Origin of the sequence: Psychrobacter sp. 1Y10, from assembly GCF_052259005.1 — a bacterium.
Classification (GTDB): Bacteria; Pseudomonadota; Gammaproteobacteria; order Pseudomonadales; family Moraxellaceae; genus Psychrobacter; species Psychrobacter saeujeotis.
Window position 1 is genome coordinate 263373 of sequence record NZ_JBQQES010000001.1, and the last position, 15462, is coordinate 278834.

The 15462-nt window shown below is 41.9% G+C and carries 10 protein-coding genes and 1 tRNA gene; 7 read left to right on the top strand and 4 right to left on the bottom strand.

All coding sequences use genetic code 11. From position 1 onward, the window contains the following. Nucleotides 1-17 precede the first annotated feature (17 nt). The 7 genes from ACTXGH_RS01160 to ACTXGH_RS01190 all read left to right on the top strand — a co-directional run bounded on the left by ACTXGH_RS01160 (nt 18) and on the right by ACTXGH_RS01190 (nt 9709). Nucleotides 18-1802: a hypothetical protein gene (locus ACTXGH_RS01160; protein ID WP_439295700.1), complete on the top strand. Its 1785-nt coding sequence runs from the start codon at nt 18-20 to the stop codon at nt 1800-1802. Between the two features lie 109 nt (nt 1803-1911). Continuing rightward, entirely contained in the window at nt 1912-3996 is a 2085-nt protein-coding gene (locus ACTXGH_RS01165) for an EAL domain-containing protein (RefSeq protein ID WP_439295699.1), read from the top strand. A 313-nt stretch (nt 3997-4309) separates the two neighbouring features. Next, complete coding sequence (locus tag ACTXGH_RS01170) at nt 4310-4870, top strand: c-type cytochrome (protein ID WP_439295698.1); 561 nt, start codon at nt 4310-4312, stop codon at nt 4868-4870. 186 nt (nt 4871-5056) lie between these two features. After that, on the top strand, nt 5057-6097 hold the full coding sequence (locus ACTXGH_RS01175) for an AAA family ATPase (protein WP_439295697.1): 1041 nt from the start codon (nt 5057-5059) through the stop codon (nt 6095-6097). A 49-nt stretch (nt 6098-6146) separates the two neighbouring features. Next, nucleotides 6147-7235, top strand: a complete 1089-nt coding sequence (locus ACTXGH_RS01180; RefSeq protein WP_439261770.1) for a DUF58 domain-containing protein — start codon at nt 6147-6149, stop codon at nt 7233-7235. Next, nucleotides 7232-9484: a transglutaminase family protein gene (locus ACTXGH_RS01185; RefSeq protein WP_439295696.1), complete on the top strand. Its 2253-nt coding sequence runs from the start codon at nt 7232-7234 to the stop codon at nt 9482-9484. Before ACTXGH_RS01180 ends, ACTXGH_RS01185 begins: the two co-directional genes overlap by 4 nt. A 148-nt stretch (nt 9485-9632) precedes the next feature. Continuing rightward, nucleotides 9633-9709: transfer RNA gene (locus ACTXGH_RS01190), tRNA-Val, on the top strand. 219 nt (nt 9710-9928) lie between these two features. Here the strand turns inward: ACTXGH_RS01190 and ACTXGH_RS01195 are convergent. The 4 genes from ACTXGH_RS01195 to ACTXGH_RS01210 form a co-directional block, all read right to left on the bottom strand. Continuing rightward, nucleotides 9929-10180 (bottom strand): helix-turn-helix domain-containing protein, encoded by a 252-nt coding sequence (locus tag ACTXGH_RS01195; protein ID WP_439295808.1) that lies wholly within the window; start codon nt 10178-10180, stop codon nt 9929-9931. 997 nt (nt 10181-11177) lie between these two features. Beyond that, complete coding sequence (locus ACTXGH_RS01200; protein ID WP_439295695.1) at nt 11178-11870, bottom strand: hypothetical protein; 693 nt, start codon at nt 11868-11870, stop codon at nt 11178-11180. A gap of 12 nt (nt 11871-11882) precedes the next feature. Continuing rightward, on the bottom strand, nt 11883-13943 hold the full coding sequence (locus ACTXGH_RS01205; RefSeq protein WP_439295694.1) for a hypothetical protein: 2061 nt from the start codon (nt 13941-13943) through the stop codon (nt 11883-11885). Then, nucleotides 13934-15439 (bottom strand): hypothetical protein, encoded by a 1506-nt coding sequence (locus ACTXGH_RS01210; protein ID WP_439295693.1) that lies wholly within the window; start codon nt 15437-15439, stop codon nt 13934-13936. Before ACTXGH_RS01210 ends, ACTXGH_RS01205 begins: the two co-directional genes overlap by 10 nt. Nucleotides 15440-15462 lie beyond the last annotated feature (23 nt).

A 15462-nucleotide genomic window follows, 5' to 3' on the forward strand; every position in this document is an offset into this window, starting at 1 on the left:
TTTACTAAAGAGGGCTTATGATAACGTTGTCAGATTTTCAGGATCATCTATCACATAAAGCACCACTAAAACACTCTTCGCGTAAATATGGGGATGGACAAGAACAGCAGCTGCGTCGATGGGCAGCAAGTTTACCAACACAAACTGAAACTCAGCAGGCCGTGCAAATAGAGCAGGTGTTGACTGAGCTTGCCGCAGCAGACTTAGATGACAAACTACGTCTTAAGCTTTTGACCATTGTTGCTTGTGCATCCGAGCGCTTGATCACCTCTTTGCACAAGCATTATCATTATGAGTTAGGAGCGCTTAGCAAGACGCAGCGAGTATATGTGGATCAAGTCAAATCACTATACTACTCGACCATACTGGCCTACGACAATATCATACAACGCAAGAGTCTGACTTTAACTAATCAGAAAAGCCCAGCGACAGGCCGAGGTTGGACGCGTTTTTTGACGTTAGCTAAAACATCACCGCTTGTTTTGGCCGCAGCTATTTACCAGTCACTCACCATTTATGAAAAATTATTGAGTGAGCACAACGTATCTTACCAACCATCACCACCACACTTATGGGCTGCGTTTAATGAGCTATATGACCTAGCTTGTCAGATAAATGTGGCACATACTGATTTGAGCACGCAAGTAATTGCCAAGCAGGCACATAGTATTCACGGCTTATATGTACAGATTTGCTTGCAGAGTTTATTGAATGTCCGTGCCATGCGCCGCTCCAATATGCTATTAATCCAGCGTCTACTACCGTTATGGGCAACTCATGTCCATGCTGCTATCGAGCCGCAGACTGAGACGCGTATCTTTGTAGACTTACAAAGCGGCAGTCCGCCTGATTATCTCACTGCCAGCTCCGCTATCAATCCCTATGAAGCGCACCATCGTTGTCTATTTATCGAACTTGGACCATTGATAACATACTTACAGCAGCGCAAGCAGGCGTTGGTTGATAGTAATAACGCTGCGATTGAATATCAGCTGGTTAATAAAGTATTAATGGCCATGAAACATCGTTATGTCGAGCGAGCAATGACATTACCGACCAAGTATCATACAAGACAGCGTGCAACTGTCATTGGTGGTTTTAATAACATTCATTATAAAGTGGCTGGTGCAAAGAGCTTAGTAGACTTGATAGCTGCTAGAGAGTTGGCAGTTGAGCAGCTGCCACGCTATGATACACAGCCCAAGAAGGGCGATACACAAGGTGTCCTTGAAGTAGAGGTAATTGATAGCACAGACATAGCATCACAGATGAGAGTCTTACATTTATTGTCTCCAGAATATTTAGTGGTGCCACTGTCAAAGACAGATGATGAGGCGACAGGACAACGATCAAGCTTGCTCAAAGCGGACATATTAGACGCCGAGACGGACAGTAGCGACACACTTAATACAGCACCGCCACCACTTAGTTTTATGAGTCTGTTATTGTTGCAATATTCATATAATGACAGCAAGTGTAAATGGTCAATGGGTATGGTACGCTGGCTCAATCTCGATAATAAACCTATTGAGGTTGAATGGCAGGTACTTGGGCATGTACTGACAGCTTGCGCTTTACGTTTGGATATTAGAGACCATCGTGGCCAAGGCTTTATGCCAGCTTTTATGGTGGCTGGCGATGAGAGCTTACAGACAGAGTTTAGCATTATAGTGCCTTCTCATCATTTCCAAACCAATGACAAAGTCATGCTGCGTATTAATGACAAACAAAAAACACTCTGTTTACAGCAATGCTTACTAAATAGTGAAGAGTTTAGTCAGTATAAAGTGATACAGATTTAGCTGGATAAGATTGCTACAATCAATACTTTTATACAAAATTAAGCATTGCTCAAGACCAATCGTAATCTAGTATACTGTCACGACGGTTATAAGAATAAAAAGGCCTATTATGCGTACCAAATCTGTCCTAAATCTCCTAGTTATAGACGAAGATCAGCTTTATGCCGAGCGTTTAGTCAGCTTATTATCTGCTTACTACGATGAAGTTAATCTTGGGTTTTTGGATGATAGAGAGGAGCTACTAAAGTCACTACGTCAACAGTGGGACGTCTTGGTATTTGGGCGCGCCTATGACTTAAGCTTCACCGATGTCGTTGGTATCGTGCAAGAGCAAAACCTTGATCTCCCCATCATTGGTCTGATGAGTGATGAGATGGCGAGTACTGGTCGTAATGACGATGGTTTGCCCTCAGTCATAGATGGAGTGATGGTAAAGGCTTTACTAGCAGATAAAGAAGTACAAGTGGTAATGGCAATCTGCCTACAACATGCCAATTTGCGTAGCCTACGACAGCTTAATAGCTTGCGTCATGTACTCTCCGAAGCCGAGCAGCGTGCCAATATTTTAATCAAAAACTCTAAGAGTGCGGTTGCTTATATCGATCAAGGCATTCATATTTTTGCCAACGAGCCCTATTTAAAGTTGTTTAACTTTGAGTCGATGGACGATATTATTGGTCTGCCAGTTATTGACTTTATTGCCGGTAAAGATAATGTCAAAGGTTTTAAGGAGTTTTTACGTCAGTTCGATAAAGGCCACCGTGAGCAAGTTGAATTTAACTTTGACAGTAAGCGTATGGACGGTAGTACTTTTGAGGCAAAGCTACAACTCGCTGTCGCTACGCTAGATGGTGAACCAGTCACCCAGATTATCATTCAACAAAACAATAATAACAGCGCTGAGATTGCCAAGCGTTTGGCAGCAGCAGAGCGTCAGGACAGCTTGACAGGACTATACAACCGCCGCGGCTTTGAAGAGCGTTTTGAAGCCTTGCACCAATCGGTAGTAGCAGGCAAAGCGCATGCAGCCTTATTATATATCCAGTTAGATAATATCGGTAAAATCAGTAGTAGCTTAGGCTTGCAAGGGGTGGATACGACCATTCAGCAAGTGGCTCGTATGCTTGAGCAAACGGTAGCAGAGGGGCACATTAGCCGCTTTAGTGACACAGCATTTACAGTGTTAATTGAAGATTTGTCCTCTAAAGCGCTGGTCGATCTTGCTGAGAGTATCCGCCAGCATATCAGCGATATGCTTATCGAAGTCGATAAACGCACAACCAGTACGACTGTGAGTATTGGTATCGTCAAAATAGAATCCAATGCTGCTGAACCGCAAGTCTTGTTTGATCGTGCAGTTGATGCGATCAACCATATCAGAGTTGAAACGGCAAATCAGGGCAACGCTTATCACTTGTATGATCCAAGTGAGCATGCAAACAGTGATGATAGCGCTTTAGCTGAATATCTAGTCAGCGCGATCACCCACAATCGCTTTGAGCTATTTTTTCAGCCAATCTATGATATTAATCAAGATCGTAGTGACTTCTTTGAAGTTTACCTGCGTCTACCATTAGCCGATGCTGAAAATACGGTACTGACACCTGACAAGTTTATGACAGTCGCCAAGACGCACCACTTACGCGAAAAAATAGATCGCTGGATATTAATCAATGCCTGCAAACAATTAAATGAGGTGCGCAAGACTCATCCTGAAGCGCGCGTGTTGATACAATTGACCAGCGCGTCATTAGTTGATAAAAAGCTACCAAGTGTGGCCGGCCAGTTGATAAAAGCGGTGGGGGGCGTATCTGGGGCATTGACACTACAGTTTAATGAGCAAGATGTGGCCAATCATCTGACGATTGCCAAATCTCAGTTTGCTGCTTTAAGCGATATAGGTTGCAAAATAGGTATTCATAACTTTGGTACTTCTGCAAAATCGATTGAGATTGCTGAATTTGTAGCGCCTGATATGACGCGCCTTGCACGCGATTATGTAAATGAGATTAATAAACCTGACAATTTAGAGGCGATCAAATCTTTAATCGTACGCACTAATGAGCTTAATATTGATGTATTGATGCCTTATATTGAGGAGGCTGCTACGATGTCGGTATCTTGGAGTGTCGGTGCGCGTTATTTGCAAGGGTATTATCTAGAAATGCCAAGTAAAGCAATGAATGTCGTCTAAAAGCTCTCTATGTATCTTAAGCCATTTACTATTTGCTTAAGATAACGGCGGTACGTTCAACAAAGATCTTTTTTGAGATAAACTTTTTTACCTTACTGCTATCATAGCTTTGCAAGGAATGTATCCTAGCCGCACTATATCGATTTTAAAATAAATCGAGGATGGCTTATTACTCAGTAATTAAGTACTCATGTAATGTATCAATCTACGCTTGTAAGCATACCACCATTTCTAAAATACCATCGTACATCTGCTATTATTTCGTTAGGCTGACCAAACCTTTTCAATCCATAGATATAAAGAATATATAAACATGCCGATCAACGCCAATATTTCATTCAGTGGTACATTAATTGCAGGGCTTGTGTTGACGATCCTGACAGTGCTTACTGCTTGTGAGCGCACCCCGCCTGATTATCGTGATCCTGTTACCCTGCCAGTGTATAGCGCAGGAGACGCTGATAATGGTGCTATCATCTATGAAGAAGCTTGCGGCCAATGCCATCAGTTAAGTCCAGGAAGCAATAAAAAAGGCCCACAATTGATGAATATATATGGGGCACCAGCAGCTGAACTAGAAGACTATGACTACGGTGCAGCGCTAACTAAATCAGGCTGGGTATGGGATGCAAAAACTTTAGACCCTTATATTGCTGATGCTCAAAAAGCAATGCCGGAGTCAAAAATGCTGTCAGACCCGATGCCAGATGCTAGTGAACGCGCTGATATTATCGCTTACCTATCTACTTTGCGTATGGCTGCTCCTGCTATCGATAGCGATGGAAAACCCATAGATACTGAGCATACACAAATGAGTGATGAGCCAGTTGAGATAGAAGACGGCGTAGAAAATCAACCTGCAGCCAGTTTCTAATCACAGCAATTATTCAAGCTTGGTTTGTTTTCAACTTTATTGCTTTTTATAGTTACTATATTTAATAGAGCGTTTTTACTTGTCGTTTTTATCTTATTAAAATAGGTGTATTGGCTATTACTGACCACTCCAAACGAGTCAATGTGTCAATATTTCAGTACGCACTAATACAGTCGGTAGTTTATTATGCACCAAAGCCATGCTTACGATGTCGCATCTCACACAGATACTGTATCTCCATTAGAGTCAGACGCTGTCTTAAAGGATTCAAACGATGTTACTGGCGATTATTTAGCCAATCAGCGTCAAGTGGCACAATTGCTTGTTCAATTAAATCAAATCGTGCTTGATAAGCCGCAAGTGGTCAAGCTGGCACTGAGCTGCGTGCTGGCAGATGGACACCTGCTCTTACAAGATCTACCTGGTATGGGCAAAACCACATTGGCTCAAGGGCTGGCACAGTTACTGGGCTTGTCATACAATCGTGTGCAGTTTACCAATGATATGCTGCCAGCAGATATTTTAGGTATGAGTATCTATAACCAGACTACGCAGAGTTTTGAGTTCCGTAAAGGGGCGATCTTTACTCAGTTGTTACTTGCTGATGAAATCAACCGTTCTAGTCCAAAGACCCAAAGTGCGTTACTAGAAGCGATGGAGGAGCATCAAGTCACCCAAGATGGGCAGACTTACCGTTTACCTCAACCATTCTTCGTCATAGCTACCCAAAACCCAATGCAACAAGCAGGCGTATATCCTTTACCTGAATCTCAGTTGGATCGATTTTTGATGTGTCTGTCGCTTGGTTATCCTTCACCAGCTGCCGAGCGAGAACTACTACGAGGTCAGGATCGTCGTGAGTTGCTTGCAAGCTTACATGCGGTGCTTGAGACAGATGCTGTATTACTTGCACGCCAAAGTGTTCAACAGGTGTATGTAGCAGATGTCGTATTGGATTATCTACAGCGATTGGTTGCAAAGACTCGAGTTAGCCAAGAATACCATGGACTGTCACCTCGCGGTGTATTGTCGCTACAGCGTGCCGCTCAGGCTCATGCCTATGTCTCAGGTCACCAAGAGGTCACACCAGAAGACATTCAAGCTGTTTTTGCTGCGGTTACAGATCATAGGTTAGGCCAACGATTTGTGCCATCGCACATCGTTGGCGGGCAAGGCTCACAGACTATTGCTCAGCGAATTATGCATGAGGTACCAGTAATTGTTTAAACTAAGGTTTGAGCGCACGCTATAGTGTAACCATAATGATAAGACAGTTATGACTTTATTACCACGTACCTTATTACCACGTACTTTGACTCAGCCAATAACGCAAGCCTTGGCGCGCTGGTTTGCCAAACGTGCTCCTAAAAGTGACAGTGCTACTCTTAATTTGCGCAACGTCTATATTTTTTTCCGACGTGAAGGGCTACTTTTTGCCATACTATTGATAATTACCTTTATTGCTGGTATCAATTACGGTAATAACTTGGTTTTGGGGCTTTGTTTTTACCTTATTAGTATATGGCTGATTAGCTTTCATGTGACCTTTTTGCACATATCTGGCCTGCATGTTCAATTGTTAGAAGTCACTATGGCAGAAGTAGGGGCGCCAGTCTGGGTGACCCTGCAAGTGCGTAGTGAGAGTCGCCAACCAAGACGACAATTGATGTTTAGGTTTGAGCAACATCAATTGGACAATCAAGAAAATAGCGAGCATGAATATAAGCGCAACAGCAAGCGTAGCCGTAAATTGCTCAACAACGATCCCAAGCTGCAGGTACTGCTACCACGCGTACAAGATGAACAAATTATTCGTTTACCTATTATGACCTATAAACGTGGTCAGCTTGAGCTTCCTAAATTAACAGTCAGTACGGTTTATCCACTTGGTATTATGCGTGCCTGGTCGTACATCTATTTTGCGCGTACTGCTTGGGTCTATCCAAAACCATTGGCTTTTGACTGGCAGACGCAATATGTAACTGCAAGTTTAGACGACTTGCCGACAGGTGGGCAATATAGTCAGCACATTCAAGGCCAAGACGATTTTGAACGTCTTGATAGTTATATTGAAGGTGAATCACTAGCCAGAGTCTCGTGGGCGCATGTGGCACGTGGGCAGGGGATGCTTACCAAGCATTTTGCCGATTCTATCGGTCATGAGCAGAGCCTCAATTATGCCGATATGCCAGCTGCCTATCATGAACAAAAGCTTGCGCAACTGGCTCATGGCGCGATCACGCTTGGCAGTCTTGGAGTGCCCTTTACCATGCAACTGCCTAACGAGAGCCATACAGAGTCAACGATTGGACACAGTGAGGCTTTTGCGCAGGCGTGTTTACTACGATTGGCACAGTCATCATGATTGACTCTAAGCACGCTCGCAACCCTTCTTCTAGCCTATCTTTGCCTAACTCATCTGCTTTTGCAGCGGTAACCTCGCCTGCAAGTTTTGAGAATCTGGCATTGGGAAATACTGCTAACAATAGCCATGACCCAAACAGAAAATGGTACAGCAAACTGCTAGCGCTACCGGCTTATTATTGGGTGTTGCTGACTCAAATTCTCGTTATATTTCCCCATGCTGTTCATCTGCCGTTATGGTTAATGCTCTTTGCTTTAATCACTATCATTGCCCAATTGCCTCACATTAAAGCCAAGTTTAGACAGAGGTTTAAGCAGCTTCGCCATCTCAAACGCATGTATCAAAGCATACAAATGCTTGGGTTTTTATTAGGATTGGTAGGCTTGTGGTTGACCTATAACACAAGCTTTGGTCTGGATATGGGTGTGGCTTTTTTAGTGCTGTGCTTGATTAGTAAGCTTTGGGAATTGTATAAACGCCGTGATGCTTATGTAGTGTTGAATTTATCACTGTTTGTGCTCGCTGCACTATTTTTAATGGATCAAGGATTGGTCACTACTTTAGAGGTCATCATAGGTACGATTGTCATCTTGCTAGCATTTATTGCGCTCAATGATGACGGCAATATACGCGGTGATGGACGCCTGCGTACACTTGGTATATTAGGGGTAGGGGCATTACCGTTATTAGTGGTGCTGTTTTTGTTCTTTCCGCGTCTGCCGCCACTATGGTCAGTGCAATTATCAGGACAACAAGCAACTACTGGTGTCTCAGACAGCATGTCACCTGGCGATTTTGCCAGTCTGAGCCAATCCACTGCACTGGCTTTTAGAGTTGAATTTGCAGATAAACGTCCACCGCAAAGCGATCTGTATTGGCGCGGCTTGGTATTTAGCGATTTTGACGGTGTGACATGGCAACCGAATCGTAGTAGCCGGCAGCAGTGGCAGCCAGCGCGACAAATTCCTGTATGGATTGAGCGTGCGATTGCTACTGTTCCTAATAGTGTGCAGCTTGCACCCGATAAGTATGAGATACTTTTAGAGCCAACCCAGCAAAACTGGCTATTTGGGCTTGATTATCCATTTACCCAGCGTACAGATGTCAGTATCACATCGGAATTTACTTTATTAAAAGACAGTCCGGTGACCCAGCAGCTACGTTACAACGTCCTGCGTTTTGCACCCATGCGTATCGATCCTGTACTTGATGAGGATTCACGTCGTATTAACGTGACACTACCTAAAGATGGCAACCCACAAGCACGTGCACTTGCTCAGCAGCTGTTTGCGCAATCGGGTTCAGATCCTGTGCGCTATATGCAAGCACTTGAGCGCTGGATTAATCAAACAGATTTTCGTTATACATTATCGCCGCCACGGCTAAATGATAACCGCATCGACGAGTTTTTGTTTGATACCAAAGCTGGGTTTTGTGAGCATTATTCTTCAAGCTTTGCTTTTATGATGCGGGCGGCTGGCATTCCTGCGCGCATTGTGGCTGGTTATCAAGGCGGCGAACCAAGTCGCAGCGGTGACGTGTGGGAAGTACGTCAGATGGATGCTCATGCATGGACTGAAGTGTGGCTTGAGGGACAAGGATGGGTACGTATTGATCCGACTGCATTTGTGGCACCAGAGCGTGTCGAGCAAGGAATGGACGCACTGTCTCAATCTCAAGGAGCAGCGTTGTTTGGCGATGGAGCAGGGGCGCAGATTAGCTATCAGCAGTATCAGATGTTACAAACGTTGAGGCGGTTTTCTGACCAAGCCAGTTATTACTGGCAAAAAGACATTGTCGGCTATGATCAAGACAAGCAAGCAGGCTCATTATTAAAATGGTTCAACATCAGCTCAGTTATGCAACAAATCGTTTGGTTAGCTGCTGGTGCCATCACAGTGATATCTATAGTGACATTTATACTATGGCAACGACGACGGAAGCGTTGGCACCCAGCAGACTTGCCTTTAATCAAGTTATCTAAACGACTAGGTAAAAAGGACAAGGCACTCGCTCGCCATGATTATGAAGGACAACTAGCGTGGCTTGAGCGGCTAGTAGATAGCCTTACAGAGACTGATAGTCGGCTTGTCACCGACAATCTCAAACTAACTCAACAGTATGTCAACGATATTAAACAGGACTATCGGCAACTACGTTATGGGCGACTGAGTACGCTTGATGTAAGTCATGCTAAATATCAGCAAGTACTTAAAAAGCTTAAAGAGAATACGCGCAGATTGTCATAAATATGAGTATTGCTATGGTTTTAGATACAGAACTAAGAACCATAAAAAGAATTTGACGATGAAATAGTGCTTATTTAAAAATAACTTCTGGTTTAGAGAGAAAACACTTGCAAAGTCTCAAAAACTTGCTAAAATGCTCAACCTAAATAGGCGTATAGCTCAGTTGGTTAGAGCGCTACCTTGACATGGTAGAGGTCGCTAGTTCGAATCTAGTTACGCCTACCAGATTCGAAAACCCCAATCTTTTTGATTGGGGCTTTTTTTATGCCTGTAGTATAAGGGCTGTAGCGAAAAGATAACATTTGGAATCTCTATTATTACTCTTGTTGAGCCCTCTATTAAAATGATCAGAAAATTGATGGTGACCAAAACGTGACTAGAGCTCAAAGGCTATTAGAATTAAATCTCTCTTTTTGACCTCTACTCTAAATTCTGAATGAAGGTCTATTTCTTAAAGCTTTCTGCTTTATTTTCTTCTACATATTCAAAAATATCTCCTACCCCTACTTCAAGATATTCACAAAGCTTATCTATAGTGTCGAAATCAATTCTTGATGACTGATCATTATATATCATATGCAAAGTTGTTTTGCTCACTCCTGTCGCTCGTACGGCATCCGCTACTTTTAACCTTCTTTCAGCTAATAAAGTAGGGAGATGGTTAACTATGACCCTAAAACTCCAACTATCTTCTATATCATATCAATGAGTATTTTTCCCACTACACTAATATTTACTACTGGCTCAAAAGTAACAGTCATAACTTGGTTACCTTTCAATAAATTTCATATCTGTTCATAACGACATATAATAAATGCGTATCTGAGTAACTGTTATTGGCACAGTACACTGTTGCTCTTTTAGCATCTCGTGCTCACCCTCATCAACTTTAAGATGAAGTTTTAGAAGCCTCACTTCTTCATGTGTACTCATAACTTCAGGATCATACTACTTTGTTCATACGAGTTTGTCTTGATTGACCTTATTATTCCAGTTGGATAGAGTCTGGATGACGATGCTAAGCTACTTTGAAGTAGCTAGAGTAATGGGTGTTCTGACTTTATTAATTATATTGAAGTCCGATTAATCTACTTAGCTTAACAAGTTTAACTCTACGGTTTTTTCAGTATAGCTTATACGACATTTTGCTGTAGCTGACGTATAAGTATGATTTTACTTATGTCACACACAAGCTGACTGAGATATTAAAATAGATAAAAAATCTCATCGATGAGAAGGCCAAATAAACTTACTGTAATCAGTCCGATGACATCAGAGCTCAGCTACTATTTAATTTAATGATATTGCTCGATGAATAAGGCTATCCACCTATTAATTCGAAAGTGGTGGACATAAGGATATTGAACAGGCTAAGAGCTTTAATAAGAGCTGGATCATTTATACTCATGCATAACTTAGTATGATTTTTTCAGCTTAAAAATGCGGTAACAGTGACTTAACGATAATATCAGGGATGTCTACTTAGCTTGAGTAAATCGTTGTTGAATATAGTCGGGGCGGTTTATTTTTTTCAGTATAGTCCCCTCAAGACGTTAACCATATTTTAATAATTTAAATTTCTCAAAATACTAAGAAATAAGAGAACCCTCTATATGGCTCTCTTATTTCTTTAAATGATTTGACTATTAATTATTATTTTGATTGTATTTAAAGTTAAACTAAATCAATCTTTTTAAATATTACTGAGTACTTTTGGTTTGTCTGATGAGCTTGTAGGCATTTTGAATTCAATACCAGCTTTTTTAAACAGTTTTGGATATGCCACCAAAGCCATTGTTGAGTTTTTAGCAATACCAGTGATATCTCCTACTACTCCTTTAGCCTCAACCAAAGACATTCCTGTATTAGTCAGGCTTCTTGGGTTTGCTATTAAACTCCTACCTACTTGTTTAGCGCCTACCGCCAATTCACGAGCGGTTAAGCTTGCGATTACAAAGTTTGTCGCAGAGTCCAACAAATGCTGCTTCTGCTTCGCATCCAAGGCTGACAGCTTAGCTACTGTTCCTGCTTCATCTTTTTGAGAGGCTTCTAAAACTGTATTAGTTAATACATCAATTTGTTTTTGATAGGCTTCTTTTTCTTTTAGATCAGAGGTCATATTCAGGCTGTTCTGTTTTGCTTTTAATTCATCTGAATCTTGTTTACTTGCGAGCAATGAAGCTAAAGCAGTACGGCTTTGAGTAAACATTTCATTGGTTACTTTAGCCTGCGTGAAGAAACCATTGATATCCATATTTGAAGACGATACGCCAGTCACAGATTCAGATAATGACGAGGCCATACTACTCAGTGACCCAAAACCTGCATAGACGCTTGATGCTCCCATTGAAGCTGCTACTGCTAAAACAATTGCAATTTTTTTCATACCTTGTTATCCCTATTGTGAATAATCGGCTTTTTGCACGATTTGATTTAAAATTTTTGGTAAAGCCTCAAACATCTGAATGTTATACATCTCATTACGATGCTGATGGTCTATACCCTTTAACCTAACTTCTTGTTGCAAACCATAAGCCCCTATTTTTTCAGACCTCTGGTTGAATATGCGTGTCCCACTGGCCATAACCAATGTAGCCTCGCAATTACTTTTGTCTGCATTACATTGCACACTATCTGTCTTCAATTCAATCTTAAGTACTGGCTGTAAACATTCATCTGTCGGAGTATAAAAGTTAACTTTCATATCTTTTTTAAACCCAGCATTTTCAGTCATATTAACGACTGAGTCTTTCAGTAGGGTTTGTCCTTTAAAACCTGAACCTGTCGCATAGAATGGTCGTTTCGACTGACTAGCAAAAGTGTGATAAATCAAAGGGCCGAAACCATAAAACGGAATTTCACCAGCTTGTTCGGTATGTAAGCTTGGGCATAAAACACGCGCTTGCTTTGAGTCTCCCACTGGCGCAGAACTATCAAGCAAAATTCTGTCTCCAGAACGCACGGGTAGACGATCATTACTATTGACAGGGAAATCGAGTTGCGCGGTAACGCTCCTACCTTGACGTGCCAAAATAGTCGCTTCCCATGTTGGAATCAGAATATTACGTCCGGCGGCCTTATCTGAATGATATACATGGACTTTCATTCCTGTACTTAAGCGCTCCCCTGCATCATCAATGGTGATTTTATGATTATTGGAACTTAAGACTTTCAGATCAGAACGAGTAAATTCAACCCCTTTTTGAAATTGTTGACCTAATTTCAAAAGTGCGTTTTTCAACACAACTTCTTTACGCGCTTCTAGAGAAAACCCCATACCGTCTGAAACCATGTCTTTGATATCATCTGTTGCTCGTGCTGAGTAGATCACGCGACCAGAACGATCAATCATTTCAGCAAAAACCTCACTATGAAAAACCTGTTGCTGGGTGATTTTCCCAATTCTCTGTTGATAAGCGATTACTGGAATGACGTTAATCCGAATAAAAAATTCAGGTAACTCACGTTGGTTGATGTCTTCACTTTGTGCTAATGCCGTCTGTTCACCAATACTTTGCGCCATAGCACTATAACGTCGATTGACTGGCGTCAAAGTAAAGGAGGCTTGCTCACCTACGGCATCAGAAAAAACTTGTTCAATTAAATCTTTTGATTCGCCTTGATAAGTCAGTACATCAACCACTAATGCTTTAGGCTTATTCATAGCCTGACGGGTATCAGTTGATATTTTACTAAAGCGCTTAGTACGACCCTGCATCAATATCGGCACAGCCACAGCATAATCACTATCCGCATGTACCACACGAATCAGATCACCTTCTGTTGAACTCAGTTCATCTTGTACAGTAATTCCTTGTTTAAAGCCTTTATCTAGAACCAAGTAAGATTTCCATCGATCAATCACTTGAGTCTCAATCTCAGAAATTTTCAACTTTGACTTTAACTCTCTAGTTAATTGCGTAGTCAATGTCAGAAACGTGCTTTGAAACTTTTGTTTTATGGCGGCTTTTGTTGCAGGGGAATCAATATCGGTAGCCAGTACTTGAATAGGCTGCGATAATGTTGCACTGTCACTATAAATGACCTCGCCTGACAACACATTCGTAAGCTTTAAACTCAAGGTGACTGGCAAAAAAACCTCTGCTGTCGAATCCTTTTTTACTATATATTCGCTCGCGCGTAAAACGTCTAAAGAGGCTACATAAGTACGATGTTTAGTGTTTTGTAAAATGCTATCGACAACTTGGTCACCGAAACCTTGTGTTAAACCTTGTACAAAAAGCTGCTCGGCTTGTTTGCGAATACTTTCATTGCCAATTGCTTGGCTAAAATCACAAACAATAGAAGAACCATTTGCTTCATACTTGCTAGAATCAGCACGACAACCTTGCTCCAACCCAAAAATACCTTTTGATGGGTAGATTTGAATATTCGCATTTGCCCATGCCGATACAAGCATCGGTATCGCCAAACATAACGCTTTGAATTTTATTTGCACTGAATACCACCCATGCACAGTGTTATCGTATTTCCAGCTTGTAGGCGCTCGGCGCTCGATAGCGTCGGGCTTACTTTACGTAGCGCTTTCGCCAATTCTCCACTGATTGGCTTTTTACCTTTATAGGTCAGGGTCATCTCAACCAACTTGCCATTTTGAGTACGAATATCAATATTTTCAGCGCCACTCATCTCGTCCAAAGCAATATACAAATCATCCCCGAGACGTGAAGTCACAATGCCAGAAGCACTTTTGAGGAAAACAGTAATTTCTTTACCATACATGACTCGATTTTTTGCATACCCTAAAATCTGTGGTCCAACTTGGCTAACTGCTAATTCACCCAATTTTTTTGCTACATTGGTACGGCAGGAATCTGTGGTCGCACCTGTCGAAGACTCTGTACGAGTTTCCCCGCCCATTAGCGTTGAATCATCTACTGAGTAAATCTTAAAACTTACAGCACCATCGCAGACAAATTGACCGGTGGCAGATGAGCGACCACGATCATAAATATAAGAGCTACCCGCCATAAACCAGTCGGCTTTTTCTTTACGCGCGGCGATGACTAGCTTATTAAGCTCTGCATCACTCATGAGTTGTTGAATGGTCATACTACGACCGTTTAAGTACTGACTTCTAAAACGATCAGAATCAAGCAACCGCAAATCATAGCGAGAGGCCGCACTTGCTATAGCGTTTAATGTTTGATTATTTCGCTCAGCTTTAGTAGTGGGTGTTTGATATTCCACATATTTCACAAAATTTTGAATATCATTTTGGCGTTCAGATTGGCTATATTTTGCCGACTCATTGGCATCGTAACTGCTTGAAGAGGCTGATCTACCTGAATTATTATGGCTCGATGAACGGCCAGCAACACCTACGCCTGCTCCGTAATAATTACCATAGGCATAACCCGAGGCGGCAGATGAACGTCCTTTTGAAGCATAAGAATCTGACGCCTTAGCTTTTGCACTCTCACTGGATTTATAACTTGCATTTTCATCATAGCTATAGCTGCCATCTGAAAAATAAGAGGTGAACTCTTTGACTGGCTTAGAATTGTCTTTTGGTACGCCAAAGTATTCATCCATCACAATCATAATCGGACTGGTTCGACTGTTTTTCTTCGCCAATCCTAAATCATTGAGAATTGAGCGAAATTCTTGGTCATCTATTTCCAGACTCACTTGAGTGACCAATTCATTATTGGTATTAGTATTACTGCCTCTGTTTAGCACATAACTACTGTCAACTTGTTTAACAATGTCATCTAAATACCGACCTGCCTCATCCATCGCCTGCGGACCATTGATACGCTTAATGAGAGCAGTGACCGCATCTGTTTTTGCATTCCTGAAGGCTTGATTACGCGTGCCATTTAGATTTTTTTTCATAATCGGTGCAGCACCTTCCCCATTCGCTTTAATGGTTTCAGCATGACCAACTTGAGTAGCTAACAAAAACAAAAGCGTCAATATAGCCTTTTTCATAATCCATCCTCTTAATTAGAATC

Bases quoted from the DNA above. Each gene is read 5' to 3' on its own strand.
- ACTXGH_RS01160 (WP_439295700.1), top strand. From the start codon at position 18: ATGATAACGTTGTCAGATTTTCAGGATCATCTATCACATAAAGCACCA.
- ACTXGH_RS01165 (WP_439295699.1), top strand. From the start codon at position 1,912: ATGCGTACCAAATCTGTCCTAAATCTCCTAGTTATAGACGAAGATCAG.
- ACTXGH_RS01170 (WP_439295698.1), top strand. From the start codon at position 4,310: ATGCCGATCAACGCCAATATTTCATTCAGTGGTACATTAATTGCAGGG.
- ACTXGH_RS01175 (WP_439295697.1), top strand. From the start codon at position 5,057: ATGCACCAAAGCCATGCTTACGATGTCGCATCTCACACAGATACTGTA.
- ACTXGH_RS01180 (WP_439261770.1), top strand. From the start codon at position 6,147: ATGACTTTATTACCACGTACCTTATTACCACGTACTTTGACTCAGCCA.
- ACTXGH_RS01185 (WP_439295696.1), top strand. From the start codon at position 7,232: ATGATTGACTCTAAGCACGCTCGCAACCCTTCTTCTAGCCTATCTTTG.
- ACTXGH_RS01200 (WP_439295695.1), bottom strand. From the start codon at position 11,870: ATGAAAAAAATTGCAATTGTTTTAGCAGTAGCAGCTTCAATGGGAGCA.
- ACTXGH_RS01210 (WP_439295693.1), bottom strand. From the start codon at position 15,439: ATGAAAAAGGCTATATTGACGCTTTTGTTTTTGTTAGCTACTCAAGTT.